This is a genomic window from Pseudomonas laurylsulfativorans, from assembly GCF_002906155.1.
GTDB lineage: Bacteria > Pseudomonadota > Gammaproteobacteria > Pseudomonadales > Pseudomonadaceae > Aquipseudomonas > Aquipseudomonas laurylsulfativorans.
Genome location: NZ_MUJK01000021.1, coordinates 18305 through 44595 on the forward strand (window position 1 = coordinate 18305; position 26291 = coordinate 44595).

19 protein-coding genes are annotated in these 26291 nt (G+C 61.0%); 5 read left to right on the forward strand and 14 right to left on the reverse strand.

Annotation, left to right across the window (positions count from 1 at the left end; genetic code table 11):
• Window positions 1–82: 82 nt before the first annotated feature.
• The gene (gene ilvD, locus B0D71_RS30635) at window positions 83–1765 is read right to left on the reverse strand and encodes a dihydroxy-acid dehydratase (RefSeq protein WP_103398002.1); all 1683 of its coding nucleotides are present in this window, start codon (window positions 1763–1765) and stop codon (window positions 83–85) included.
• Window positions 1766–2210: 445 nt separating this feature from the next.
• Here ilvD and mqo point away from each other — a divergent pair, with 445 nt between their 5' ends.
• Window positions 2211–3857 (forward strand): malate dehydrogenase (quinone), encoded by a 1647-nt coding sequence (gene mqo / locus B0D71_RS30645; RefSeq protein WP_103398004.1) that lies wholly within the window; start codon window positions 2211–2213, stop codon window positions 3855–3857.
• Between the two features lie 399 nt (window positions 3858–4256).
• On the opposite strand, the gene B0D71_RS30650 is transcribed toward mqo, so the two are convergent.
• On the reverse strand, window positions 4257–5045 hold the full coding sequence (locus B0D71_RS30650; protein ID WP_103398005.1) for a glycosyltransferase family 2 protein: 789 nt from the start codon (window positions 5043–5045) through the stop codon (window positions 4257–4259).
• A gap of 221 nt (window positions 5046–5266) precedes the next feature.
• A complete protein-coding gene (locus tag B0D71_RS30655; protein ID WP_103398006.1) occupies window positions 5267–5896 on the reverse strand; it encodes a dihydrofolate reductase family protein in 630 nt (209 codons plus the stop codon).
• 223 nt (window positions 5897–6119) lie between these two features.
• On the opposite strand from B0D71_RS30655, the gene B0D71_RS30660 reads away from it, so the two are divergent.
• Window positions 6120–6836 carry a class I SAM-dependent methyltransferase gene (locus B0D71_RS30660; protein ID WP_103398007.1) on the forward strand — a complete coding sequence of 239 codons (717 nt, stop codon included), beginning with the start codon at window positions 6120–6122 and terminating at the stop codon, window positions 6834–6836.
• A gap of 239 nt (window positions 6837–7075) precedes the next feature.
• On the opposite strand, the gene B0D71_RS30670 is transcribed toward B0D71_RS30660, so the two are convergent.
• The 8 genes from B0D71_RS30670 to B0D71_RS30705 form a co-directional block, all read right to left on the reverse strand.
• Complete coding sequence (locus B0D71_RS30670; protein ID WP_240635745.1) at window positions 7076–7378, reverse strand: serine hydrolase domain-containing protein; 303 nt, start codon at window positions 7376–7378, stop codon at window positions 7076–7078.
• A gap of 179 nt (window positions 7379–7557) precedes the next feature.
• Window positions 7558–8250, reverse strand: coding sequence for a TetR/AcrR family transcriptional regulator (locus B0D71_RS30675; RefSeq protein ID WP_103398008.1), 693 nt, complete (start codon window positions 8248–8250; stop codon window positions 7558–7560).
• Window positions 8247–9875 carry a methyl-accepting chemotaxis protein gene (locus tag B0D71_RS30680; RefSeq protein WP_103398009.1) on the reverse strand — a complete coding sequence of 543 codons (1629 nt, stop codon included), beginning with the start codon at window positions 9873–9875 and terminating at the stop codon, window positions 8247–8249. The genes B0D71_RS30675 and B0D71_RS30680 overlap by 4 nt, the downstream gene beginning before the upstream one ends.
• Window positions 9876–9941: 66 nt before the next feature.
• Window positions 9942–11093: an acyl-CoA dehydrogenase family protein gene (locus B0D71_RS30685; protein ID WP_103398010.1), complete on the reverse strand. Its 1152-nt coding sequence runs from the start codon at window positions 11091–11093 to the stop codon at window positions 9942–9944.
• Between the two features lie 18 nt (window positions 11094–11111).
• Complete coding sequence (locus tag B0D71_RS30690) at window positions 11112–12200, reverse strand: enoyl-CoA hydratase/isomerase family protein (RefSeq protein ID WP_103398011.1); 1089 nt, start codon at window positions 12198–12200, stop codon at window positions 11112–11114.
• 2 nt (window positions 12201–12202) lie between these two features.
• Window positions 12203–13093, reverse strand: a complete 891-nt coding sequence (gene mmsB / locus B0D71_RS30695) for a 3-hydroxyisobutyrate dehydrogenase (RefSeq protein ID WP_103398012.1) — start codon at window positions 13091–13093, stop codon at window positions 12203–12205.
• A gap of 88 nt (window positions 13094–13181) precedes the next feature.
• Complete coding sequence (locus tag B0D71_RS30700) at window positions 13182–14690, reverse strand: CoA-acylating methylmalonate-semialdehyde dehydrogenase (protein WP_103398013.1); 1509 nt, start codon at window positions 14688–14690, stop codon at window positions 13182–13184.
• Between the two features lie 105 nt (window positions 14691–14795).
• Complete coding sequence (locus B0D71_RS30705) at window positions 14796–16496, reverse strand: AMP-binding protein (protein ID WP_103398014.1); 1701 nt, start codon at window positions 16494–16496, stop codon at window positions 14796–14798.
• Window positions 16497–16786: 290 nt separating this feature from the next.
• Here B0D71_RS30705 and B0D71_RS30710 point away from each other — a divergent pair, with 290 nt between their 5' ends.
• Entirely contained in the window at window positions 16787–18118 is a 1332-nt protein-coding gene (locus B0D71_RS30710) for an IS4 family transposase (RefSeq protein WP_103394672.1), read from the forward strand.
• 102 nt (window positions 18119–18220) lie between these two features.
• On the opposite strand, the gene B0D71_RS30715 is transcribed toward B0D71_RS30710, so the two are convergent.
• From B0D71_RS30715 to B0D71_RS30725, 3 genes are all read right to left on the reverse strand, one after another.
• Window positions 18221–19471 (reverse strand): OprD family porin, encoded by a 1251-nt coding sequence (locus B0D71_RS30715; protein ID WP_103398028.1) that lies wholly within the window; start codon window positions 19469–19471, stop codon window positions 18221–18223.
• Window positions 19472–19644: 173 nt separating this feature from the next.
• Complete coding sequence (locus B0D71_RS30720; protein ID WP_103398015.1) at window positions 19645–21294, reverse strand: cation acetate symporter; 1650 nt, start codon at window positions 21292–21294, stop codon at window positions 19645–19647.
• Window positions 21291–21620: a DUF485 domain-containing protein gene (locus tag B0D71_RS30725; protein ID WP_103398016.1), complete on the reverse strand. Its 330-nt coding sequence runs from the start codon at window positions 21618–21620 to the stop codon at window positions 21291–21293. Before B0D71_RS30725 ends, B0D71_RS30720 begins: the two co-directional genes overlap by 4 nt.
• 407 nt (window positions 21621–22027) lie before the next feature.
• Here B0D71_RS30725 and B0D71_RS30730 point away from each other — a divergent pair, with 407 nt between their 5' ends.
• Together B0D71_RS30730 and B0D71_RS30735 are read left to right on the forward strand one after the other, a co-directional pair.
• Window positions 22028–22978, forward strand: coding sequence for a LysR family transcriptional regulator (locus B0D71_RS30730; protein ID WP_240635746.1), 951 nt, complete (start codon window positions 22028–22030; stop codon window positions 22976–22978).
• Between the two features lie 659 nt (window positions 22979–23637).
• Entirely contained in the window at window positions 23638–26148 is a 2511-nt protein-coding gene (locus B0D71_RS30735) for a putative bifunctional diguanylate cyclase/phosphodiesterase (RefSeq protein WP_103398018.1), read from the forward strand.
• Window positions 26149–26291: the final 143 nt, after the last annotated feature.

The following is a 26291-nucleotide window of genomic DNA, read 5'->3' on the forward strand; positions in this document are numbered from 1 at the left end:
GGCTTGCCAGCGATGGCGCCCGAAAGATCGATGCACGGCTCAAGACCGCTATCGCCGGCAAGCCGGCTCCTACAGGTCGGGGTTAAAGATATTTGTCTGTCACCGCACCTTCGGAGGCACTGGACACCGTCTTCGCATACTTGGCCAGCACTCCGCGCTTGTATTTCGATTCCGGCCGCACCCAGCGGCTCTTGCGCTCGGCCAGCACGGCATCGGAGACATCTACGGTGATCTGCCGGGTTTCGGCGTCGATCGTGATTTTGTCGCCGTTCTCGATCAGCGCAATGGGCCCGCCCTCAAAGGCTTCCGGCGTGATGTGACCGACCACGAAACCGTGGGAACCTCCGGAAAAACGCCCGTCGGTGATCAGCGCCACCTCCTTGCCCAGCCCCTTGCCCATGACCGCTGACGTCGGCGAGAGCATTTCGCGCATGCCAGGCCCGCCCTTGGGCCCTTCGTAGCGGATCACGATCACTTCGCCGGGCTGCACCTCGCCGTTGAGAATGCCGGCCAGCGCACCTTCCTCACCGTGATAGACCCGGGCCGTGCCTTCGAAGCGCAAGCCTTCCTTACCGGTGATCTTGGCCACGGCGCCGGTGGGCGAGAGGTTGCCGCGCAGGATGACCAGGTGGGAATCCTTTTTGATCGGTTGGTCGAACGGCCGGATCACGTCCTGGCCGGCCGGGTAGTCGGGCACGTTGGCGAGGTTTTGCGCCAGGGTCTGGCCGGTGACGGTCAGCACATCGCCGTGCAACATGCCGGCATCGAGCATGCGTTTCATCAGTGGTTGAATGCCGCCAATGGCCACCAGCTCGCTCATCATGTACTTGCCGCTGGGGCGCAGGTCGGCGACCACCGGGGAAATCTTGCCCAGTTCGACGAAGTCATCCAGGGTCAGTTCGACATCCACCGCATTGGCCATGGCCAACAGATGCAGCACGGCGTTGGTCGAGCCGGCGAGGGCGATCACCACGCGAATGGCATTCTCGAAGGCTTTGCGGGTCATGATGTCGCGAGGCTTGAGGTCGAGCTTGAGCAGCTCCATGACCTGCTGGCCGGCGCGGAAACTGTCCGAGGCCTTGTCGCCGCCAATGGCGTCCTGGGAGCTGGAGCCGGGCAGGCTCATGCCCAGTGCCTCGATGGCCGAGGCCATGGTGTTGGCGGTGTACATGCCGCCACAGGAACCGGGGCCGGGAATCGCCACTTCCTCGATCTGCTTGACCTGGATCTCGCTGATATCACCCCGGGCGTGTTGGCCCACGGCCTCGAACACGGAAATGATGTCGGTATGGCCCGCACCCGGCTGGATGGTGCCGCCATAGACAAAGATCGACGGGCGATTGAGCCGCGCCATGCCGATCAGGCAGCCCGGCATGTTCTTGTCGCAGCCGCCGATGGTCACCAGGCCGTCGAATCCCTCGCAACCGACCACCACTTCAATGGAGTCGGCGATCACCTCGCGCGACACCAGCGAATACTTCATGCCTTCGGTGCCGTTGGCGATGCCGTCGGAAATGGTAATGGTGTTGAAGATCACGCCCTTGGCGCCTGCGGCATTCGCGCCTTTTTCGGCTTCGAGCGCCAGCTTGTCGATGTGCATGTTGCAGGGCGTGACCATGGCCCAGGTCGAGGCGATGCCGACCTGCGGCTTGCTGAAGTCTGCATCGGTAAAGCCCACGGCCCGTAGCATGGCGCGTGCGGGGGCGGCTTCCACGCCGTCGATCACTTGAGAGGAGTACTTGCGCAGATCGTCTTTGTCGCTCATGACAATTCCTCAATGCCTCACCAGGGAAACCCGATGAGTATAGTCGCCCCTACGCCGGAGCCTGTAGGAGCAGGCTTGCCAGCGATGGCGCCCGAACGAACGATGCAAGGCCCAAGACCGCCATCGCCGGCAAGCCGGCTCCTACAAGTCGGGAACAGACGCGCGGGTAAGCCTTGTCGTGATATTCTTCGCGCCAACTTGGTTTGACCTATTCTGTTTGCATGTCCTCAAGACGTGCCGACCGAATCACTGTCGCTCAAGAAGCTGAAGCCAATAAAGATAAAAAGTCAGTTCAGAAGGGACATTAAACTGGGGTCGATGCAGTTCGTCGGCCTTGTGTGCCCACCCTGCAATCCTTGAGTGCCGCACCCGTGACTGCCGTGAAACATGGGGCTGTGCGCATGAGGATGGAAGGGCGGATGGCGTTTTATCATAGGTGCTACAGATGTTTAAGAAAGTGAACACGGCCCTGCTGGGGCTGGCTTTGTCGATGGGGATGACTTCCGTCCATGCGGAAGAGACAAAGAAAGTCGATGTGCTGCTGATCGGCGGCGGCATCATGAGCGCGACCCTGGGTGTCTGGCTCAATGAGCTGGAGCCTGCTACCTCGATGCAGATGATCGAGCGCCTCGATGGCGTCGCCCAGGAAAGCTCCAACGGCTGGAACAACGCCGGTACCGGCCACTCCGCCCTGGCCGAGCTGAACTACACCCCGGAAGACGAGAACGGCAAGGTGTCGATCCCGAAGGCCGTTGAAATCAACGAAGCCTTCCAGATCTCCCGCCAGTTCTGGGCCTGGCAGGTTCAGCAAGGCGTGCTGAAGAACCCGCGTTCGTTCATCAACTCCACTCCGCACATGAGCTTCGTGTGGGGCGATGACAACATCAAGTTCCTGAAAAAACGCTACGACGCCCTGCAAGCGAGCCCGCTGTTCGCCGGCATGCAGTACTCCGAAGACCCGGCCGTGATCAAGCAGTGGGTGCCGCTGATGATGGAAGGGCGTGACCCGAACCAGAAAATCGCGGCCACCTGGAGCCCGATCGGCACCGACGTGAACTTCGGCGAAATCACGCGTCAGTTCGTTGCGCACCTGCAAACCACGCCGAAGTTCGACTTGAAGCTGTCCAGCGAAGTGCAGGACATCACCAAGAACGAAGACGGCAGCTGGCGCGTCAGCTACAAGAACCTGAAAGACGGCAGCAAAACCGAAACCGACGCCAAGTTCGTGTTCATCGGCGCCGGCGGCGGTGCCCTGCACCTGCTGCAGAAGTCCGGCATTCCTGAAGCCAAGGAATACGCAGGCTTCCCGGTAGGTGGCTCGTTCCTCGTGACCGAGAACCCGACCATCGCCGAGCAACACCTGGCCAAGGCCTACGGTAAAGCCTCCGTAGGCGCACCGCCGATGTCCGTTCCGCACCTGGACACCCGCGTGCTGGACGGCAAGCGCGTGATCCTGTTTGGCCCATTCGCGACCTTCAGCACCAAGTTCCTCAAAGAAGGTTCGTACCTGGACCTGCTGACCACCACCACCACGCACAACGTGTGGCCAATGACCAAGGTCGGCATCAAGGAATACCCGCTGGTCGAGTACCTTGCAGGCCAGTTGATGTTGTCTGACGAAGACCGCATGAACGCCCTGAAAGAATACTTCCCGAACGCCAAGGCTGAAGACTGGCGCCTGTGGCAAGCCGGCCAGCGCGTGCAGATCATCAAGCGTGACGAAGCCGCCGGTGGCGTGCTGAAACTGGGCACCGAAATCGTCGCTTCGCAAGACGGCACCATCGCCGGCCTGCTGGGCGCCTCCCCAGGCGCATCGACCGCCGCACCGATCATGCTGACCGTGCTGCAGAAAGTGTTCAAGGACAAGGTCGCGACCCCTGAGTGGCAGGCAAAACTGCACCAGATCGTGCCGAGCTACGGCACCCAGCTGAACGGCAGTCCCGAGAAGGTTGCCGAGGAGTGGGCCTACACCGCCAAGGTGCTGGAACTGACTCCGCCACCAGCGGTGATCGCGCCGGCTGTGAAGCCAGTGACTGTCGATACGGATGCGAAAGCGCCGAAGGCTAGTGCTGCGAGTGATATGGCTCTGTAACCAGACGCCTGATACGAAAAAGCCCACTGAACCGGCAACGGTCAGTGGGCTTTTTTATGGTTCTTCACGCCATCCCGGGAAAGACAGATAACGCAATACCTGTAGGAGCCGGCTTGCTGGCGATGGACCCAAGTGCATCGCGTTTATCCAGTTTTCACGCGTTATCGTTGACGACCATCGCCAGCAAGCTGGCTCCTACAAGGGACCGTGACCGCCAATGACTGCCCTCGAAATACACCTGATCCCCTGTAGGAGCGAGCCTGCTCGCGAAAATCTCCAAGGCAGCGCGGTTATCCAATTTTCACGCGTTATCGTTAACGACCATCGCCAGCAAGCTGGCTCCTACAAGGGACCGTGACCACATCCAAAGGCCCCGGCTTTTTTGTGCGTGCGGCTTGTTCAAGACATCGAGGTATTGGCTGCGCTGAAGCGTTTGAGAATGTCCTGGTACATCTTTGTCCGCCGATGACCCTGGCCATATCCACCCGCGGCGGCAACGGTTCCGGCCTGGACGTGATCCAGATACTTGAAGATTTTGCCGGGCGATAGAAACACGACTTTGTAGCCAAGCCCGATCACGCGGTCTTGCAGCTCATAACCGGGCACACGATCGTCGATTTGGAAATGCAGGCCCTGTTGCTTCATCAGCCTGCAATTCCATAGGGTGCAGAAACTTTTCAGGTAAGTCTCGGTGTAGGGCTTCGGTTCTTTCGAGCGCAGGCCCAGGGACCGTTTCAGGCGGCGGAAATGGTGCTTGGCGAAGCGCGAAGTGAAGCGCCAGACGGTCCTTGGCAACCCGCGATTGAGTTGCTCGGTGCAGCCGACCGCGATGACTTTTCGATCCCTTGAGCAGTGGTCCATCATCATTGCAAAGACGTTGGCGTCGAAGACGAACGTGTCGGTGTGCATCAGGAACAGGTGATCGGTGTTGACCCTGGCCAGCGCCATGTCCAGCGCCTTGCCATGGGCGATGTGGCCCGGCTCTTTGCTGGGGGCATCGCGTTCGATCAGGTTGATCCAGTCCAGTGAGCGCAAATACTCGATGCTGGCGTCCGCCGAATCGTTATCGACCACCCAGACCGGGATTCCGGCTTTTCGTGCAGGCTCGCGTAACAGGTCCAGGCAGATCCTGGTCAGGTCAAGGGTTTTGTAATTCACCAGAACGATGCTGAACGGAGGTTTTGCCATCTTCGAAATGCTCGACTACCCGAAAGCATTGAAGATTAAAGAGGCAACCTTAGCCCAAGCTTAATTTCACACATTTACGACATAGCCCTGGATGTGGCGAGGGAGCTTACTCCCGTTGGACTGCATCCGCTGATGGTCGCGCGTCAGTTTGGCGACGACGATCACCATCTGCAGGCCTATGCGAAGTTGATGCAGTTGGCCTAAGGCACCCCTTTAACGGGTTACTGCCGGACGCCTTCGAACGTGCCTGTGCGCACTTCGCCGCTGCGCAGGTAGCGGGCGATCAGCACACCACCGGGTGTGCTGATTGAGTTCTCCAGCGTGTAGGCCGATGCCTGTGCGTTGTCGTCGAACAGGCGCTTGCCGCGCCCCAGCAGGATGGGGTGAATCATCAGCCGTAACTCGTCCACCAGGCCGGCGGCAAGTAGTTGGCGCACCAGGTCGCCGCTGCCTTGGGTCAGTAGCCGGGGACCGTCCTGGCGCTTGAGCGCGCTGATCGCGTCGATCAGGTTGCCCTCCAGCGCATGACTGTTCTGCCACTCCAGCGAATCGCCGCGATGGGTAGCCACATGCTTGGGTACGCCGTTGAACAGGTCGGCGATGCTGTGGTTGGTTGAGTCGGCCCGAATGTGCGGCCAATAGGCGGCGAAGATGTCGTAGGTACGACGCCCCAGCAGCAGCTCGAACGGCTGGGAGAACAGGTCCTGTACGGCCTGGCCGGTGGTTGTGTCGGCGTAGGGCACTATCCAGCCACCGAAGCGGAACCCGCCACTGGTGTCCTCTTCAGGACCGCCGGGCGCTTGCATGACGCCGTCCAGACTCACGAACGCGGCAACGGTGAGTGTGCGCATGTTCTTCTCCTGATAGGGGTTCTGGTTTAAGGGTTAAGGGTTAAGGCAGGGAAGTCTGCGACACCTTGAGACCGTTCCCTGAAAGATAGTCGAACCAGACGCCGTGAAATCGACAGCAAGCTGCGCGGGTTTTATTCCTTTGGGGAATGCATTGCATAAAATTAATGAATTTTTATTATCGGTTTGGGGGGCGTAGTTTGATTTGAGGACATGGAGAACCGCCGTGAAATCATCCTCTACCCAAACAGCTGAAAAATTTGATACCTCCCGGGCCAACGAGTACGCACAGCAGAGCCGTATTGCGTTGGCAGGGTATGACGCCTGCCACGACCTTGCCGCGTGCATGCTGGCGGCAAACCTGGGCAACACGCCTTCGGCCAACGTACTGGCCGTTGGCGCGGGTGGTACGGCCAGGGAAATCATTGCGATGGCCAAGCTGGAGCCCAATTGGCGCTTCATGGCCGTTGACCCTTCCGCGCCGATGCTGGAAGCCGCGACACAGCAGTTACAGGCAAACGACCTGCTGGACAGAACGGACGTGCATCTTGGGCCTGTTGAAGACCTGCCGGCCGATGAGTCATTCGACGCGGCGACCTTGATCGGTGTACTCCATCATCTGCCGGGCGATGACGCCAAGCGCGAACTACTACGCTCGGTTCGTGCCCGTCTGAAGCCCGGCGCCCCGTTGATTGTGGCGGGAAATCACTATGCCTATGCCAGCCAACCGCTGTTGCTTGCGGCCTGGGGGCAACGGTGGCGCCAGCATGGAGCCAGCCCGGACGAGGTGAAGATCAAGCTTGGGAAAATTCTTCAAGGCGCCGATCCCCCACATTCCGAGGCGGCGGTGCAAACGCTATTGCACGACTGCGGATTCACAGACGCCACGCGTTTCTTCAGCAGCCTTTTCTGGGGAGCCTGGCTGACGTGCAAGACTGGCTGAAGGTGACCGATGTCTCGTGCTCGCCGCCTGGTCAGACTGACCCTCATGTCGAGGTTCAGTCTGTTGCCATGCAAGCGTTTTAACCTTGAAGCGCTTCCACCAGCACCTGTACCAAGTGCCCACCTTCCGGAGTCGCCCAGCCAGTTCGGCAATCAGTTGGTGGGTGGTGGTCAAGGTCACACCGCCCTTATCCGGTTCACACGCGTTATCGTTAACGACCATCGCCAGCAAGCCGGCCCCTACACCTGCAGTTCGCCAATCATCGGCACATAGTTCCTGGCAGGCGCATCGAGATCCAGTCGGCCCTCCTCGAATAGCTGAAGCACCGCCGTGGCGGTGATCGCTTTCGACGTGGACAACATTGCGAAAACACTGTCGGTCGTCATTGCAGGGGCTTGACCGAGCGTCCGTTGGCCTGATGCACCCTCATAGACGAGGCCGTCGCGCCCGACTATGGCTGCGACTACGCCCGGAACGCGCTGCGGTCCAGCCGTGGCAGCATCGAGCAGGTGGTTGAGTGATGAAGTGAAACCTGGATTCATTATTTTTATTCTCCTTACACCCGGCCCCTCGTCCGCGTAGCTGGAACTTAGGGTGCGGGTGTGCAGTGGCAGGACTGATTGGCCCGACGTGAAGCGTTGAACATCGGGGCCAATGGAGAGTAAAAAAATAAAATCCGAGGGTTTGTCGGCTGCCGGCAAAGGGTGTCGGAATCAGGTACTTATTTAAGTGCCGAGGAGGTGGGCGATACGCGAGCGACTGCCGCCAGGTCGGTGGCCTCGGTTGCCCGCAAGGCACCCTGCAGAGTCCCCATCACCATCTCATGCAGCAGTTTGCGGCGTGCTCCAATGCCGGCCCGGGGCTCCCCGACCCAGGCCGGTAGTTGATTGAGCAGGGACACGACGCTGCTTACAGTCGCGCGCCGGGTGGCGCCAGCCGGTTTACCGGTGAGTTGCTCTATGGCCTCCAGCAGATGCTCTTCATAGCGTCGGCGCAGGGTCAGAATCAAGGCTTGCTGTTCGCCGCTCAAACAATGGAGGTCGTACTCAGCCAGGCGGAAATGCGCGGCCATGCGCTCGTGGAGCCGCAGGTGCGCCTCAAGCAGGCCGTGCAGGCGTGCAGTGGGGGCGGATTTGCGCCGGGTCACCAGGCTGACGCCATCAAGCAACGCTTCGTAGAGTTCCTCGATCAGTTCAAACAGCAGTGCCTCCTTGTTTTCGATGTGGTTGTAGAGGGAGCCGGCCGTGATTCCCAGGCAAGTGGCCAGGTCGCGCATGCTGACGCGGCTGAAACCATGCCTGGCGAACAGTTCGACCGCCTTGTGCCGCGTTTCCAGGTAGCGCGTGTTGCGCTCTTCGTCGACAGGTACGGCAAAAAGGGATTTGGAGGGCTGCATGTTGCTCATCCACCTCATACGCGAAACTGCCCCAAAAGCCGATTGAGCTGACCCGCAAGTTGGCCCAGTTCCTGGCTCGCCTCGTTGGACCGGTCTGCTGCCTGGGCATTTTCGTGGGCCAGAGAGGCTGCGCGGGTCACATTCTGGTTGATGTCTTCGACCACGTGTGACTGCTCAAGAGTGGCGCTGGCGATCGAGGCGTTCAGTTCAGTGACATTGCGCAGCGCGCCGAGTACCTGGTGCAGGCTTTCAGCCGTTTGGTGGGCCTGTTCCACGGTTTGTCGAGCGGCCTGGCTGCTGGCATTGATGACATCCACTGCGGCTTGCGAGTTGCCGTGCAGGCGCTCGATCATGTCCTGGATTTGCGCGGTGGACTGCTGGGTACGCTGGGCCAGCAGGCGCACTTCGTCTGCTACTACAGCGAAGCCGCGACCCTGTTCGCCAGCTCGCGCCGCCTCGATGGCAGCGTTCAGCGCGAGCAGGTTGGTCTGTTCGGCGATGGCGCGGATCACTTCCAGCACGCTGCCGATCTGGGTGCTTTCCCGGGCCAGGCTCTGGATCACCTCGACGGCCTGGCCGATGGTATCGGACAACTGGTCGATCTGGAGCAAGCTACTGTCGATATTGTGTTGGCCCCGGCGTGCCTGCTCTTCGGCCTGGCGCACTTCGTTGGCCGCGTGCTCGGCGTTCTTCGCCACTTCCTGCACGGCGTAGGAAACCTCATGGATGGCGGCGGCTACCAGCTCCATCTGCTGCGATTGCTGCTGGCTGTGGTTCTGGCTATCGGCGGCGATTTCACCCAGCGACTTCGACGCCTGGTCGAGGCTGTCAGCGGACTGTATGGATTGGCCGATCACCCCACGCAGGTTGTTGGTGAACACGTTGAAATGGCCGCTCAAGTCTGTCAGCTCATCGCGCCAGCGGTTATCCAGACGGCGGGTCAGGTCGGCCTCGCCGCTGGCGATGTTCTTCATGGCATCGACCACCCGCGCCAGTGGCGAGGCGATGCTGCGAGCAATCAGCAGGATCAGCGCACTGAGCAGCAGGGCGATCGTCACCAATATGACGAAAGCCTGAAGCAGCTGGCGGCGGAACTCGGCTTGCACGTCGTCGATGTAGATGCCCGAGCCGACAATCCAGCCCCAGGGCTTGAACAGTTCGACGTAGGAAACCTTCTCCACTGGCGCGTCGGAACCCGGCTTGGGCCAGCGGTAGTGCACCAGGCCGGCGCCATCGCGTTTGGCCGTGGCGACCATTTCGTCGAACAGTGCCTTGCCGTCCGGATCAAGCGTACCGGCCATGCGCTTGCCCTCGAGCCTGGCATTGGGGTGCATGACCATTCGCGTGTCGAGGTCTTCGAGCCAGAAGTAGTCCTCGCGGTCGTAGCGCAAGTCGCGCATGACCGCGATGGCCTGCTGCTGCGCCTGCTCACGACTGAGGCCCTGGCCCTCCAGGCTTTGGAAGTGGCGCAGGATGCCGCTGGCGGTCTCGACCACGTGGCGGGTTTTCAGCGCCTTGGCCGTATAAAGGTCGTCGTGGCTCTGCTTGAGCATCAGGCCGGCGAGAATCAGCAGCATCAGGATGGAGGTCAGCAAAATCAGCCACAGACGGCGGCTAATGGAAATATTGCGCAAGCCGGGCATGGGCAACTCCGCGAGAGGGAAGGCAGGTGAAAGCCGGACGCGGCAGTTGCGTCCGGCTGGAGCGGGTCAGAGTGCGTAGTGGCTCAGTTCGCGGGCGATCAACAGGCGCTGGACCTCGCTGGAGCCTTCGTAGATCTGGGTGATGCGCGCGTCGCGGTAGTAGCGTTCCACCGGGTAATCTTCCAGGTAACCGTAGCCGCCATGGATCTGCATGGCGCTGGAGCACACGCGTTCGGCCATTTCCGAGGCGAACAGCTTGGCCTGGGAGGCTTCGGACAGGCACGGTTGCCCGGCGCTTTTCAGGCGCGCCGCATGCAGGACCATCAGGCGGCTGGCGTTGAGCCGGGTGTGCATGTCGGCGAGCAGATTGGACACGCTCTGGTGCTCGATGATCGGCTTGCCGAACTGGATGCGTTCGCGGGCATAGCCCAGGGCTGCCTCGAAGGCGGCGCGGGCGATTCCCAGGGCCTGGGCGGCGATGCCGATGCGACCGCCTTCAAGGTTCGACAGGGCAATGGCCAGGCCCTTGCCGCGTTCACCCAGCAGGTTGGCCTCGGGGATGGTGCAGTCGTTCAGGGTCACCGCGCAGGTATCCGAGGCCTTGATGCCCATCTTGTGTTCGCTGCGGTCGACCACGAAGCCGGGGTTGTCGGTCGGTACCAGGAAGGCCGATAGCCCCTTTTTGCCCAGTTCCGCATCGGTGACGGCGAAGACGATGGCCAGCCTGGCGCGCTTGCCGTTGCTGACGAACTGCTTGGCGCCATTGAGTACCCATTGGCCGTCGCGCAGTTCGGCACGGGTACGCAGGTTGTGCGCTTCGGAGCCGGCCTGTGGCTCGGTGAGGCAGAAGCAGCCGATCGCTTGACCACTGGCCAGCAGCGGCAGCCAGCTGTCCTGTTGCGCGGGGGTGCCGTATTTCAGCAGGGGGCCGCAGCCCACCGAATTGTGGATGCTCATCAGCGCGCCAAGGGCACCGTCGCCGGCCGAGATTTCTTCAACGGCCAGGGCGTAGGCCACATAGTCGGTATAGCTGCCGCCCCAGGTGTCCGGTACGACCATGCCCAGCAGGCCCAGCTCGCCCATCTGCGCCACCACGGCGTCATCGATCCAGCCGGCCTTCTCCCAGGCCTGGGCGTGCGGCGCGACTTCGCTGCGGGCGAAGTCGCGCGCCATGTCGCGGATCATGCGTTGTTCTTCGGTCAATTCGATATCGTGCATTGCAAAGTCTCCTGCCGATCAGGCGGTGAGTACGGGCTTGCCGGAGGCGCGTTGAAAGTCGTTGAAGAAGGCTTGCACCCGGGCAGGTACCAGCTCTGTCAGGGTTGGCGGGTTCCAGCGTGGGCACTTGTCCTTGTCGATGATCAGGGCGCGCACACCTTCCATCAGGTCGCCCTTGTCGAACCACTGGTAGTCCAGGTGCAACTCAAGGGCGAAGCATTCGGCCAGGCTCAGGTAGCGACCACGGCGCAACAACTCGAGCGTCGTGGCCATCGCCAATGGCGAGCGGCTGTCGAGCAGCTTCACTGTCTGTTCGGCCCAGTCTTGCAGCTCTGGGCGTTGTTCGCGCTGCAGCGCAGCGCGAATGGCCGGAACATCAGGCAAGGCGAAATATTCGTCGATCGCCTGGCGACAGGCCTTGAGCTCGGACCCGGCAAGACGCTCGGTGGCCATGTCGGCGAGCAGGTCCTGCAAGTCTTCGTCGGGCGCAGCGGTCCAGTTCAGGTAGTCGAGACAGGCATCCAGCTCGGCCAGCCGCTCGCTGGGCAGGTAGTAGTCGGCAAGGTTCGCATAGAGGGCATCGGCGGCACGCACCTGGCAGCCGGTGATACCCAGATAGGTTCCCAGTTCGCCTGGCAGGCGCGGCAGGAAATAGCTGCCACCGACATCCGGGAAAAAGCCGATGCCGACTTCCGGCATGCCCATCCGCGTGCGCTCGGTGATCACCCGCAACGAGGTGGCCTGGGCCAGGCCCATGCCGCCGCCGAGGACGAAACCATCCAGCAGTGCCAGCACTGGCTTGGTGTAGCCATGCAGGTACTCGTCCAGGGCGTACTCCTCCTCGAGGAACAGCTCATGCTGGTTGTCGCAGGCCTTGTAGCTGTCGTACAGCATGCGGATATCGCCACCGGCGCAGAAGGCCTTTTCACCGGCGCCGCGAAGGGTCACGGCGACGATCTCCGGATCGTGCTCCCAAGCCCACAGGTGCCGGCAAAGCAGACGCACCATGGGCAGGTCCAGGGTGTTCAACGCGCTTGGCCGATTCAGCGTCAGGTGGCCGACACGGTTGCGTACGCTGGCCAGCACCGGGGCTTGCTGCTCGCTCATGCTCAGGCTTCCCCGCGGAACAGGTTGATGATGGCGGAGAAGTCCAGGCCGCCGTTACCTTGCAGGCTGAAGGTCTGGTACAGCTGCTGGGCTACAGCGCCGAGCGCTACCGGTTGACGCGCGTGCCTGGCCGCTTCGGTGGCCAGGCCCAGGTCCTTGAGCATCAGGTCGCTGCCAAAGCCGCCGCTGTAGCCGCGTGAGGCCGGCGCGTTTTCCAGCACACCCGGGAACGGGTTGTTGACCTCCGAACTCCAGCAGCGACCGGTGGAGGTATTGATGATCCCGGCCAGCACCTTGGCGTCCATCCCCAGGGCTACACCCAGGGCCATGGCTTCGGCGACGCCGACCATGGAGATGCCGAGCAGCATGTTGTTGGCGATCTTGGCCACCTGGCCGTTGCCTGCTGCGCCGCAGTGCACGATGTTCTTGCCCATGGCCGAGAGGATCGGCAGGGCCTGGTCGAACACGCTGTCCGGGCCACCGACCATAAAGGTCAGGGTGCCTGCCGCCGCGCCGCCGGTGCCGCCGGATACCGGCGCGTCGAGCATCGGGTTGCCTTGGGCAAGGGCGTATTTGGCCACCTCGCGGGTGCTCAGCGGGTCGATGGTCGAACTGTCGATCAACAACACGCCGGGGCCGATATTGGCCAGCAGGCCGTCCTTGCCGCGATAGACCTGCTTCACATGCTCGGCGGTCGGCAGCATGGTGATAATCACCTCAACCCTGGCCTTGGCCACGGCGGCGGGGGAGTCGGCGGCGCTGGCGCCAGCCTCCACCAGGGCGGCGACTGCCTGGGGGAAGGGATCGAAGACGGTCAGGCTGTGGCCAGCCTTGAGCAGGTTGCGGGCCATTGGGCCACCCATGTTGCCGAGGCCGAGAAATCCGATATGCATATTGGCTACCTTTACGATAGGGGGCAGTGGCGCAGGCAATCCTGCGCGCGCTTGTCGTCGGCCGACGCGAGGCGCCGGCCGGCAAAGGTCATTTCAGGGTGATGGTGGTGTTCACCGCGCCGCCGGTGTCGTCCTCGTCGAACCAGCGCTGGGTGATCGTCTTGGTCTGGGTGTAGAAGGTCACCACTTGTTTGCCGTAGGGGCCCAGGTCACCCAGCTTGGAGGCACGCGAACCGGAGAAGGAGAACAGCGGGACCGGTACCGGGATTGGCACGTTGATGCCTACCTGGCCGACGTCGATCTCTTCCTGGAAGTGACGCGCGGCAGCGCCGGAGCGGGTGAACAGGGCAGTGCCGTTGCCGTTCGGGTTGGCGTTGATGATCTCGATCGCCTCGTCCAGGTTGGCGGCGTGCATGACGCACAGCACCGGGCCGAAGATTTCTTCGCGGTACACGGTCATTTGCGCGGTGACGCCGGAGAAAATGGTCGGGCCGACGAAGTTGCCGTCCTGGTAGCCCGGTACGCTCGGGTTGCGCCCATCCAGTTCGAGCCTGGCGCCTTCTTCGATGCCACTGGCGATCAGACCGTTGACGCGCTCCAGGGCGGCGCAGGAAATCACCGGGCCGATGTCGGTGCCCGGCTCGGTGCCGCCATTGATCTTGAGGGTCTTGGTTCGTTCGATCAGGTCCGGCAGCCAGGTTTGCGCTTCACCGACGAGGATCACCACTGGCAGGGCCATGCAGCGCTGGCCGGCAGCGCCGAAGGCGGCGCCCAGCAGGTTGTTCAGGGTCTGCTGCCGGTTGGCATCGGGCAGGACGATGGCATGGTTCTTCGCGCCCATCATGCACTGCGCGCGCTTGCCGTTCTGGGTGGCGCGGTTGTAGACGTGGGTGCCGACCTTGGTGGAGCCGACGAAAGACACGGCCTTGATGTCCGGGTGATCGCAGATCAGGTTCACCGCGTCGACGCCGCCGTGGATGACGTTGAGCACGCCCTTGGGTACTCCGGCTTCCAGCGCCAGTTCCACCAGGCGCATGGTCACCAGCGGGTCCTGCTCGGATGGCTTGAGGACGAAGGTGTTGCCGGTGGCAATGGCCATCGGGAACATCCACAGCGGGATCATTGCCGGGAAGTTGAACGGGGTGATGCCGGCGCACACGCCAAGCGGCTGCAGCAGGGTGTAGGTGTCGACGCCGTTGGCCACGTTGTTGGCCAATTCACCCATCTGCAAATTGCCGATGCTGGCAGCATGCTCGACCACTTCCAGGCCGCGGAACACGTCACCCTCGGCATCAGGCAGGGTCTTGCCTTGCTCGGCGGTGAGCAGAGCAGCCAGTTCCTTGATGTTCTCGCGGATCAACTGCTGGTACTTGAGGAAGACACGGGCACGTGCACCGATGGGGGTCTTGCGCCAGGTCTTGAAGGCTTGTTTGGCGCTGGCAACGGCGGCGTTCATTTCCTCGGCGGTGGCGAAGGGGACACGTGCCAGGACTTCCTGGGTGGCCGGGTTGACCACGTCGCGCCACTGGGTGCTGCGCGATTCGACGAATTCGCCGTTGATGAGAAGCTTGACGCTGGGAATGGTGGAAGAGGTCATTTACGGGTCCTGCCTGCTTTTTTCAGGTCGAATGAGGCCCCTCAGCGTGGTTTGGCCGAGCGGTCGGGTTTGGGTTAGAAAGGGCCGGCGTGCCGGCCCGGGGGGTTAGCCCTTGAGTTGCGGGAAGTCTTCTTCGAAGTATTCCTGCGGGCCACGTGCGTCGCCCTGGCGACGCTGCACTTCCATTTGCCGCAGTTCCACCCGGCGGATCTTCCCGGAGATGGTCTTGGGCAGCTCGCTGACAAATTCGATGCGCCGTACCCGCTTGTAGGGCGCCAGGTGCTCGCGGGCGAACGCGAGGATGCTGCCGGCCAGTTCGTGACTGCCCTGTGCGTCATGGGCCAGGATCAGATAGGCCTTGGGTACTGCCAGGCGCACCGGGTCGGGGCTTGGCACCACGGCCACTTCCATCACGGCCGGGTGCTCGATCAGTGCGCTTTCCAGCTCGAAGGGGCTGATGCGGTAGTCGGAGGCCTTGAACACATCGTCGGCACGGCCGACGAAGGTGATGTAGCCCTCTTCGTCGATCTGTGCGGTGTCGCCAGTGCGGTAGTAGCCGTCGCGCATCACTTCGGCGGTCTTCTCCGGGCTGTCCTCGTAGCACAGCATCAGGCCGAGTGGACGGACGTCCAGTGGCAGGGCCACTTCGCCTTCGTTACCCGGCACGCCATCGGGGTCGAGCATGGTCACCCGGTAGCCCGGCAGCGGACGGCCCATGGAGCCCGGCTTGAGCCGCTGGCCAGGTGTGTTGCCGACCAGTGCGGTGGTTTCCGACTGGCCGAAGCCGTCGCGCAGCAACAGGCCCCAGGCATGCAGGATTTGCTCGATGATTTCCGGGTTGAGCGGCTCACCGGCGCCCACCAGTTCGCGCAGGCGCAGGCGGGTCTTGTAACTGGCCAGGTCTTCCTGGATCAGCATGCGCCACACGGTAGGCGGCGCGCACAGGCTGGTGACGCCGTAGCGCTCCAGCACGTCGAGCAGGGCTGGCGCGCTGAAGCGTGCGGTGTTGTGGATAAAGATGCAGGCCCCGGCATTCCACGGTGCGAAGAGGCAGCTCCAGGCGTGCTTGGCCCAGCCCGGGGACGAAATGTTCAGGTGCAGGTCGCCCGGCTGCAGGCCAATCCAGTACATGGTCGAGAGGTGGCCGACCGGGTAGCTCTGGTGACTGTGCAGCACCATCTTCGGCTTGGAGGTGGTGCCGGAGGTGAAGTACAGCAGCATCGGGTCGGTGGCCAGCGTGCGCCCCTCTGTTTCGAACTGCTCGGAATGCTCGCTGGCGGCGCTGTGCGGGGTCCAGCCGGCGGGGGACGGACCGACGCAGATGCGGCTGCAGCCTTCACCCAGCCCGTCGAACTTGTCGACATGGGCGCTGCCGACGACCAGGTGGCGAACATGGCCACGCTCTATGCGGTCGCGCAGGTCATCAGGGGTCAGCAGCGCGGTAGCGGGAATGACGACGGCACCGAGTTTGAAGGCGGCCAGCATGGTTTCCCACAGGGCGACATCGTTACCGAGCATCAGCAGGATGCGTTCCCCGCGGCGCACACCGAGGGCACGCAGGTGATTGGCTACCTGGTTGGAACGCGCGGCCAGTTGCTGGAAGCTGTAGCGTTGTTCGCTGCCGTCCTCTTCGACGATCCACAGGGCATTGGCCTGGTTACCCGCGGCCATGGCATCGAAGTAATCCAGCGCCCAGTTGAATTCGCTCAGCTGCGGCCAGCGGAAGTCACGCACGGCGGTGGCGTAGTCGGTACGGTGGGCCAGCAGGAAGTCACGAGCGGCCAGGAAGGGTTGGCAGTTGTTCATTGGAGTCTCCCGAGACGCGCGCGGGTACCTGAAACTGGGGAGGCGACGGCAAGCAAGGATGGCTTCACGGTGGGTGCCCTGTTTATTTTTATTGGGACTGACCGGGTTCATGGCCAGGCGGTTGAACCGAGTATAGGCAGGCATAAATCAAATAAGAATGCTCAAAAAATCCCGTATGTTGTGCAAAAAAGCATAGGCCTGCGGCTAATGCCGATCAGTTAAGCCTTCTCGCTTGACCTTTGGCCGCAAGAAATCAAAATCCGATGCCTGTACTGGCATCGGATTTTTTTATGCGTCTCGCTCGGGCCCTGGAACTGACCCACAACATCGCCTCCACTCCCAATTCAATCGAGGGACTGGATTCTTTACTCGATCCGTCTTTGGTCGAGCTGGCCCTTGAACAGGCCGGTGTGGCGACCCTGCGCAAGCGGCGTTTGCCGCTGGAAATGATGCTCTGGTGCGTGATTTCCATGGCCTTCTTTCGACGCATGTCGGCATGGGATGTGGTCAGCCGCATGAACATCATGCTGCCGGGCCAACGTCCGCTGGTGGCACCCAGCGCTGTGGTTCAAGCCCGTCAGCGGTTGGGCTGCGAGGCTGTTCGACAGGTCTTCCATCTGACTCAGAAAAGTTGGCATGAGGCCGTGGATCACCCAACTTGGGCCGGCTTGCGTTTGCTGGGCGTCGACGGTGTGGTCTGGCGAACACCGGATACCCCGGAAAATCGGGCGCGCTACGACTCGGCCAGCAATCAGCATGGCGACACTGGCTTTCCTCAGGTGCGCATGGTCTGCCAAATGGAATTGACCAGCCACATGCTGATCGGCAGTGCGTTTGATGGCTATCGCAGCAACGAAATGAAGCTGGCCGAACAACTGATCGACACCACGCCCGATCACTCGTTGACCCTGTTCGATCGAGGCTTTTACTCCTTGGGTTTGCTGCACCAATGGCAGCAAGCAGGCACCGAGCGGCATTGGCTGATGCCACTGAAAAAAGGCACGCAGTACGAAGTGGTTCAGCGTTTGGGGCGCCAGGATGCGGTTGTCTTGTTAAGTACTTCGCCGCAAGCCCGCAAACAATGGCCGGGGCTGCCCGAGCGCCTGACTGCGCGACTCCTGAGCAAAACCGTCAAGGGCAAGGTGTGTCAGATCCTGACGTCGATGGCCGACCCGCTGCGCTTTCCGTCCGACGAAATCGTCGACCTGTACAGCCAGCGATGGGAGATCGAATTAGGGTTTCGCGAGATGAAACAGACGCTGCTTAACAGCAGCTATACGCTGCGCAGCAAGACACCCGAGATGATCGAGCAGGAACTGTGGGGGGTGTTGCTGGGCTACAACTTGTTGCGCTATCAGATGGTGGAAATGAGCCGTCACTGTCCAGGTATTTACCCGTGTGAAATGAGTTTTAGCGCGTGTACCTGGGCGATTTTAGGGTTTATCAACAGTGTCTCGGCCGACCGCTCCGGGAACATCCCCAAGTACCTGGGCGAGCTTCATGCCTCAGCCCTGCACTATGTCCTGCCTCATCGGCGAGAGGAGCGTATTTATCCTCGCGCCATCCGGCTCAAATCGCCGAAGTATCCGATCAGAAATAAAAATGCCAGTCAGCTTAACTGACTGGCATTAAGGCCTGCGGCACGGTTTAATCGACAAAATGCACAAGGCGGGCGCTGCCCGCACCGTCAAACGATGCAAGCAGCGCCCGCCTTGTGCGGGTCCTTACCAGAGCGCCAGGGTATAGCTGAGGATCAGGCGGTTCTCGTTGAGGTCACTACCGAAGTGAGCGGTGCGCACCGTAGCGTTGCGCCATTTCAGACCGATGTTTTTCAGCGGGCCGCTCTGCACCACGTAGCCGATGTCGGTGTCGCGCTCCCATTCGTGGCCGTCGGGCTTGCCGACGCCCAGGTCGATGCTGTCGCCAGATAAGTAGCGGGTCATGAAGGTCAGGCCGGGAATGCCGAGCGCCGCGAAGTTGTAGTCGTAGCGCGCCTGCCAGGAACGCTCGTCCTTGTTGGCGAAGTCGTTGATTTGCACGAAGTTGACCAGGTAGGCGTCGCTGCCATTGACGTAGGCAAAGCCGGTGTCGCCGCTCATGCGTTGGTAGCCGAGACCGAAGGCATGACCGCCGAGGGTATAGGTGAACAGGGCGCCGAAGGCGTTGTTGTCGATGTTGCTGTTGCCATCGTCGGTGGAGCGGGCGTAGCGCAGGTCGCTCTTGAGCGTCTGGCCTGCGCCCAGCGGCAGCACGTGGACCAGGCTGAACTGGTGCTGGTGATAGAAGTCGTCCAGGCCGCCATAGTTGTAGCCCGTGTTCAGCCGGTCGTTCCACTGGTAGGCCAGGCCGGCGAAATTGAAGGCGTCGCTGCGGGCCTGGCCACTGACAATGCCCTTGGCGCCGGTGGTAGTGATCGCCATTTTCTCGTAGTCCGAGGAGTCGCGCTGGTTGACCCGATCCACGCGCCCCGCATCGAAACTCAGGCCTTTGATTTCCTGAACGTTCAACTGGCCACCGCGAAAGGTTTGCGGCAACAGGCGCGAGTCATTGGCCAGCAGTACCGGCAACTTCGGGGCCAGGGTGCCGAGCTTGAGCACGCTGTTGGATGCTTTGAACTTGGCCGTCAGGCCCAGTTCGCCATACTCGTCCTTGGCGCGCCTGGGCGGCTCGTTATCGCGCTTGAGCAGGCCGGAGCCGGCGCGATCGGGGCTGGAGTCGAGCTTGATGCCGAGCTGGCCGAGGGCATCGATACCGACGCCGATCATGCCGTCGGTATAACCGGATTCGTAGCGCAGCAGGAAGCCCTGGGCCCATTCTTCCTGCTTGGACTGGGCGGCATTTGCCTGGCGGTAGTCGCGGTTGAAGTAAAAGTTGCGCGTTTCCAGCCTGGCCGTGCTGTCTGCCAGGAAGTCGGCGTGAGCCTGTGCAGCGAGGCCGCTGCCGGCCAGGAACAGAGTGAGGGTGGTGGGTTTCATTGGATGCCTTTTGTTGTTTTTGTTGTCGACGAGCCGCTCCCGCGCCATTTGGCGTTGGCGAGGGAAGGGCACTTTTGGGGTGTCCTGCGCCGAACGGCGCAGGGCGGGCATAAAAAAGCGCGAAGCAAAGGAGCGGGCTCGCGCTCGGGGCTTGAACCCCGGAAAAAGCGGCGTCAGTGACTGCTGGCCATGGCAGCTCCAAGGCCGGTCTGGGCACGGACGAACTGATCGGCATAGGCGGCGCGCTCGCGGTCAGCGCGTTCGCTGCGGTCAAGCCTGGAAGCGACCACTATGACCAGGAAGGCCAGTGGCATGGAGAACAGCGCCGGCTGGTCGTAAGGGAAGAGTGCCTGGGCATGACCCAGTACACCGACCCATACCGACGGCGAGCCGATCACCAGGGCCAGGGCGCTGAACAGACCGGTCAGGCCGCCGTAGAGGGCGCCGCGGGTGGTCAGGCCACCCCAGTACATGGCCATGATCAGTACCGGGAAATTCGCCGAGGCGGCGATGCCGAACGTCAGGCCGACCAGGAAGGCGATGTTCTGGCCCTCGAACAGAATGCCGAGGGCAATTGCAACGATACCCAGGCAGATGGTGGCGATGCGCGACACGCGCATTTCCTGTTTCTCGTCGGCGCAACCCTTCTTCAATACCGACGCGTAGAGGTCATGGGAGATGGCCGAGGCACCGGCCAGGGCCAGGCCGGCTACTACCGCGAGGATGGTGGCGAAAGCCACGGCAGAGAGGAAACCGAGAAACAGGTTGCCGCCCACCGCCTTGGCCAGGTGCATGGCCACCATGTTGCCGCCGCCAATCATGGCCCCGCCGAGCTTGCCATCGACGTAGTACTGGGGGTCCGTGCCGACGATGACGATGGCGGTATAGCCCAGGACGCAGACCACGAGGAAGAAGAAACCGATGAACACCGTGGCGAACAGCACCGATTTACGCGCCTCCTTGGCATTGGGCACCGTGAAGAAGCGCATCAGGATGTGCGGCAGGCCGGCAATGCCGAAGACCAAGCCGAGGGACAAGGACACCGCGTTGATCGGGTCGGCCAGCAAGGTGCCCGGGCCCATGATCTGCACGCCGCTGGCATGCACGGCCACAGCCTGGGCGGCCAGGTTCTCGAAGCTGAAGTCGAAACGACTCAGGGCCATCAGCACCAGGGTGGTGCCGCCCGCCAGGAGCAGGACTGCCTTGGTGATCTGTACCCATGTGGTGGCGAGCATGCCGCCGAAGATCACGTAGACCAGCATCAACAGTCCGACCACCACCACCGCCGTGCGGTAATCAAGACCGAACAACAGTTTGATCAGTTGACCGGCACCGACCATTTGCACCACCAGATAGCAGCACACCACGGTCAGCGATCCGAGGGCGGCGAAGCTGCGTACGCGGGTTTGATCAAGGCGGTAGGAGACAATGTCGGCGAAGGTGTAGCGCCCCAGGTTGCGCAAGCGCTCGGCCATCAGGAAGGTGACGATAGGCCAGCCGACGAAGAAGCCAATGATGTAGACGAAGCCGTCGTAACCCTTGGCGAATACCAGGCTCGACAGGCCCAGCAGGGTTGCCGCCGACATGTAGTCACCGGCGATGGCCAGGCCATTCTGGAAGCCGGTGATACCGCCGCCAGCGCTGTAGAAATCGGCGGCTGAGCGGGTGCGCCGCGCCGCCCACCAGGTGATCAGCAGGGTGGCGAGGACGAAGACGAAAAACATGCCGATGGCGTGCAGGTTGAGCGGTTGCTTCTGCGCAATGATGGGCTCGGCGTGGGCCAGCACTGGGCTGAGAGCAAGAAGGGCGGACAGGCGTTTCATGCGCGGGACTCCTGGAGGATCTGCGAGCTGAGCACGTCGAAGCGGGTGTTGGCGCTGTGCACGTACCAGGCGGTGAGTAGCCAGGACAACAGGATGATCGTCACGCCGATGGGCATGCCGAGGCTGAGGTGGCTGCCGTCGTACAGCGGCAGGTGCAGCCAGGCAGGAGCGAAAGCCACCACCATGATGAAGCTGTAATAGATTGCCAGGACCGCGCCGCTCAGTGTCCAGGCCAGCAGTGCACGCTGGCGTGCGAGGCGCTGGAACTTGGGGTTGGCCCTGACCCGTGCACAGGTCTGGGCGTGGTTCGGATGGTCAGTCGTCATGGTGAGGCTCCGTTTTTCTAGTTGTTTTTGTTGTTCGGCCTTTTAAGGGGCGTACGGGTACCCGGGCGGCGACCCGATGCGGGACGCCACCTGAATGCAGATGTGCTGGAGTTACTGCCGCCCGGATGACCTTCCGGTGGCGAGGGGGCGGTGTGGGAGGGCGGCGCGGTGCCGCTGCGCAGCGTGCCGACGGCGGGCGAAAATCGTGGTCGCGATTACGTTGTTCCGCAGCTGTTTTTGTCCGGCGTGCAGGCCGGCGTTTATCCATGCGCTCATGCTGTCAGCCCTCGATATTTATTATTGGGAGGGGGCTTTCCTGGCCCGAAAACGACGCTGGTCAATTTGGGTGAGATGCGAGTATATAAGGGCATATTTCCCTTATGTATTGGCGGAAAAGCTCGATGGATATGCAAAAATGCACAACGAAGAACCCACTGAACTGGGACGACTTGCGTTTCTTCCTCGAAGTTGCCCGTGCTCGCACCGCCAGTGGTGCGGCCCGCCGCCTCGGGGTGGACTACACCACGGTGTCGCGGCGTATCCGCGCACTGGAGCAGTGTCTGGGTGCCCTGCTGTTCGAGAAGTCGCGAACCTCCGGTTTTGTCCTGACCGTGGAGGGGCAGCGTCTGGTCGGGCACACCGAATCCCTGGAAAGTACGCTGCTGGTAGCCTGCGAGCAGGTTTTCGGCACCACCGGGGGACTCGCCGGGCATCTGCGCATCGGCTGTACCGAAGCCTTCGGGACCTGTTTCATCACTGCGCAGATGAGCCACTTCCTTGAGCACTACCCGAACATCTCGGCGGACATTTTGCCGGTCCCGCACTTCATCAACCTGTCACGGCGCGAGGCGGACATCGCCATCACCCTGGAAAGGCCCGAGCGCGGTCCCTATGTGTGCTCGCGATTGTGCGACTACCGCCTGCGCCTGTATGCGACGCCGGAGTACCTTGCCAATCATCCGCCGATCGGCTGTCGCGAGGACCTGGCCGGCCACCCGTTCGTGACCTATGTCGAGGACCTGGCCTTCAGCTTCAAGCTGCTCTACCTGAACGACCTGATGCCCGGCGCCAACAGCCGCCTGCGCAGCACCAGCGTGGTGGCCCATTACCACGCAGCCCTGGAAGGGCGGGCGCTGGCCATCCTGCCTTGCTTCCTTGCTGGCCCCGATCCCCGCTTGTGCGAAGTGCTGCCGGATGAAGTGGAGGTCACGCGACAGTTCTGGATGTACTACAGCGAAGATCTGCGCAAGCTGAAGCGGGTCACCCTGGTGGCCGAGTATCTGCGCGCCTGCGCGGAACTGAATCGTCCGTTGCTGATGGGCGAGTCGCACGTGATGGGCTATCTGCCGTCACCCTGAGGGGCGAGTTGTGCCGCCAGACGTAAATCCGCAACGACACTCGGGAAGACATGGAGCAAACCCTGCACCTGCAGGCGCAGGGTTTGGACTGGATCTGTTGGGATCACCCAGGATCGAATCGACTTTCGCTACGGTGCGGCTGGGCACTGCGAAAACGGGGATATGCTCACCCCAGACACGCTGGCCAAGGTCTGCACGCTCGCCAGAGGCGCAGAACGAGGCTGAGGAAATTGAAAGAAACAGACATCTGGCAAAAGTGCTTGCTGACGTTCAGTTCTACAATGGAGAGCGAGGAGAATCGTTACCTGAAACGATGATGTCAAACACAACCAATGAAAATGATTTCGTTTTATCACCGGAATGTTAAGAGACTGCTTCCGAGACTAAAAAATTTCACCATGAAGTTAGCATCGCCCAATGCATTGCTTAGTGTCGAATATTTGGTTGGCGTGACGCTTAAGACGTATAGCTTCGGTAGCTATCGCTTGTCTCGGGAGCTTCGCTCACGAAAACCAGCGTGAATCCAGAACAGAGCAAAAAATTGGCTAATACTACGTGCGGTGTGTTCTCAGGTTCGGGTGTCGGCACAAAAGGTTAATTGGTTTCCGCGTACCGCTTTTATTGGTCAATTTAGAAGGATTATGTCTGGAGATTGTGAAATGGATTCTTTCAGGAATAAAAGCGCCGCAAAGCAAGCCATACCCACCAGTTCAAATAATCCGCGCTCGACCAAATGGCACCGCATGTACTTTTTTCTTGCGGGATTCGACGTGCTGGTGGTTGTGCTGAGCGTGCTATTGAATCACCTGATCGTCGATACCTATCACCGCTCCATCAAGGCAAACCAGTCGTGGGTCCAACAGCTGTCGAACTATTCAACGCTGGGCAGCCTGGCTTCCACAGTCAATGCGCCGGGCAATAATGTGTTCGATACACATAATGTTGAAGCCGAATCGCGGAACATGAATGAGGCCTTGCGCGCCTTCAACGAGCATTTGGCAATGGCCAAAAAACAGTTGGAAGTACGGATCGCCAACGAGGCTGAACACAGTGCGGATATACAAGCCTTTACCCTTGCATTGAAGGATGAGGTGGGTGCAGTTGATGCCGCGATGGTCGAAATGGTGAACGAGGCCTTGCTGATCTTTTCCTACTTCAGGGAGGGGCAGTCGGAAATTGCCGGCAAACGCATGGCAACGATGGACAGGAAGTTTGCCCTGTTGCTCGCCTCACTCAGTACCGTGCGCGATCGCGTTGGCCTGATTCAAAGCAAGCTCCTGGAGGAGGAGCTTGAGTCGGTCGAAGAACTGCGCCGGGTCGAATACGCGATCATGGTGTTCGTGCTACTGATGGTCAGTGCGGCCGTTATCTACGGGGGCAAGATCAGGCGCGAAATGGAGTCGCAAGCAGCCGAAAGGGAAGGTTATCTGGCAGTGCTGCGCGAAAGCGAGAAGCAGGCCCGCCAGCAAGCATCGCTGCTGGACAAGGCCCAGGATGCCATTGTCGTTCACGGGATGGATAACCGCATCCTGTACTGGAACAGAAGTGCCGAGCGTCTCTACGGTCTGTCGAAGGAAGAGGCACTCGGCAAATCGGCACAGGAGTTGATCTACCAGGGTAGCGCCGCTTTCAATGCGGCCACTAACAGCCTGATAGAAACGGGTGACTGGGCGGACGAAGTTACACTTCGACGTCGGGATGGCTGCACCATCACGCTCGAAAGTCATCGAACCCTGGTGCGAGACGATGATGGCCAGCCGCAATCCGTTCTGTCGATCAATACTGACATCACCCACCGTAAGACCGCTGAGCAAGAGGTCCAGCGTTTGGCCTTCTACGATCAGTTGACCGGGCTGGCCAACAGGCGGCTCATGTTGGACCGGTTACAGCATCTGCTGGCGGGCAGCTCCCGTAGCCTGCATACGAGCGCGATAATTCTCATTGATCTGGATAACTTCAAGGCACTGAACGACACGCTGGGGCATGACAGAGGCGACATGTTGCTGCAGCAAGTTGCTCTGCGCCTTTGCGGCTGCATACACGAGAGCGACACCGTGGCTCGCCTGGGCGGAGACGAATTCGTCGTCCTGCTGGATGGCCTTAATGAGAATCCTCCAGAAGCAGCTATCCAGGCCAAGGCTATTGGCGAAAAGATTCTCAACTCTCTGAACATTTCCTACCAGTTGGATGGATATGAGCACCACAGCACCCCCAGCCTCGGCATTGCGCTGTTCCAGGGGCAGCTGAGCACAGTGGACGATATTATGAAGCGCGCTGACCTGGCGATGTATCGCGCCAAGGCGGCGGGCCGCAATACCATGCGCTTCTTCGATCCGGAAATGCAGGCGGTTGCCACGGCACGCGCCAGACTGGAAGTAGACTTGCGCCAAGGCTTGCAGGACAACGAATTCCTTCTTCATTACCAGCCGCAGGTGAATAGTGAGGGCCGTATCATTGGCGCAGAGGCACTGATGAGATGGCAGAATCCTGAGCGCGGAGTCGTGTTTCCAGGCGAGTTCATTCCATTGGCAGAGGAAACGGGGTTGATTCTGCCGATAGGCCGTTGGGCGCTGCAGGCAGCCTGCACTCAGCTGGTTGCCTGGGCAAAGCGTTCGGAAACCGCCCGACTGGGTATGGCTGTGAATGTCAGCGCCCGCCAGTTTCACCATCCGGACTTCGTCGAGGAGGTACTGCAAGTACTGAAATACACGGGGGCCGATCCGAAGAAATTGAAACTGGAACTGACCGAAGGCCTGCTGGTAGAGGATATGGAAAGTACTGTCGCCAAAATGATCGAGTTGAAAGAGATCGGCATAGGCCTTTCGCTGGATGACTTCGGAACCGGCTACTCGTCACTGTCATACCTCAAGAGCCTTCCGCTGGATCAACTCAAGATCGACCAGTCCTTCATCAGAGATGTGCTGGTTGATCCCAGCGACGCCGCCATCGCCTGCGCGATTGTGAGCCTGAGCCAGATATTGGGGCTTTCGGTGATTGCAGAAGGTGTGGAGACAGAAGCTCAGCGCACCTTTCTGGTCAAGCATGGCTGCCAGACCTTCCAGGGCTTCCTGTTTTCCCCGCCACTGCCAGCCGAACAATTTGAGGGGTATGTTCACGAAAGATTAGTGGCGAGCACTGATTTCCCACGGACCAAGACGAAATCGCCATAACTTCGTAGGTGCCTGGGAACGTCCGCTTTTGGCTGTGGATTCAACCCAATGCGGACGATGAGAGGTTGACTCAAAGGTGGCTCGCACCCGCAATTGCCTTTGCAGATTGCTGTCCAGCCCTTGGCGATCAACGCGGATGGCCG

Coding starts and splice junctions, on each gene's coding strand:
- ilvD (WP_103398002.1), bottom strand. CDS start 1,765: ATGAGCGACAAAGACGATCTGCGCAAGTACTCCTCTCAAGTGATCGAC.
- mqo (WP_103398004.1), top strand. CDS start 2,211: ATGTTTAAGAAAGTGAACACGGCCCTGCTGGGGCTGGCTTTGTCGATG.
- B0D71_RS30650 (WP_103398005.1), bottom strand. CDS start 5,045: ATGGCAAAACCTCCGTTCAGCATCGTTCTGGTGAATTACAAAACCCTT.
- B0D71_RS30655 (WP_103398006.1), bottom strand. CDS start 5,896: ATGCGCACACTCACCGTTGCCGCGTTCGTGAGTCTGGACGGCGTCATG.
- B0D71_RS30670 (WP_240635745.1), bottom strand. CDS start 7,378: ATGAATCCAGGTTTCACTTCATCACTCAACCACCTGCTCGATGCTGCC.
- B0D71_RS30675 (WP_103398008.1), bottom strand. CDS start 8,250: ATGAGGTGGATGAGCAACATGCAGCCCTCCAAATCCCTTTTTGCCGTA.
- B0D71_RS30680 (WP_103398009.1), bottom strand. CDS start 9,875: ATGCCCGGCTTGCGCAATATTTCCATTAGCCGCCGTCTGTGGCTGATT.
- B0D71_RS30685 (WP_103398010.1), bottom strand. CDS start 11,093: ATGCACGATATCGAATTGACCGAAGAACAACGCATGATCCGCGACATG.
- B0D71_RS30690 (WP_103398011.1), bottom strand. CDS start 12,200: ATGAGCGAGCAGCAAGCCCCGGTGCTGGCCAGCGTACGCAACCGTGTC.
- mmsB (WP_103398012.1), bottom strand. CDS start 13,093: ATGCATATCGGATTTCTCGGCCTCGGCAACATGGGTGGCCCAATGGCC.
- B0D71_RS30700 (WP_103398013.1), bottom strand. CDS start 14,690: ATGACCTCTTCCACCATTCCCAGCGTCAAGCTTCTCATCAACGGCGAA.
- B0D71_RS30705 (WP_103398014.1), bottom strand. CDS start 16,496: ATGAACAACTGCCAACCCTTCCTGGCCGCTCGTGACTTCCTGCTGGCC.
- B0D71_RS30710 (WP_103394672.1), top strand. CDS start 16,787: ATGCGTCTCGCTCGGGCCCTGGAACTGACCCACAACATCGCCTCCACT.
- B0D71_RS30715 (WP_103398028.1), bottom strand. CDS start 19,471: ATGAAACCCACCACCCTCACTCTGTTCCTGGCCGGCAGCGGCCTCGCT.
- B0D71_RS30720 (WP_103398015.1), bottom strand. CDS start 21,294: ATGAAACGCCTGTCCGCCCTTCTTGCTCTCAGCCCAGTGCTGGCCCAC.
- B0D71_RS30725 (WP_103398016.1), bottom strand. CDS start 21,620: ATGACGACTGACCATCCGAACCACGCCCAGACCTGTGCACGGGTCAGG.
- B0D71_RS30730 (WP_240635746.1), top strand. CDS start 22,028: ATGCAAAAATGCACAACGAAGAACCCACTGAACTGGGACGACTTGCGT.
- B0D71_RS30735 (WP_103398018.1), top strand. CDS start 23,638: ATGGATTCTTTCAGGAATAAAAGCGCCGCAAAGCAAGCCATACCCACC.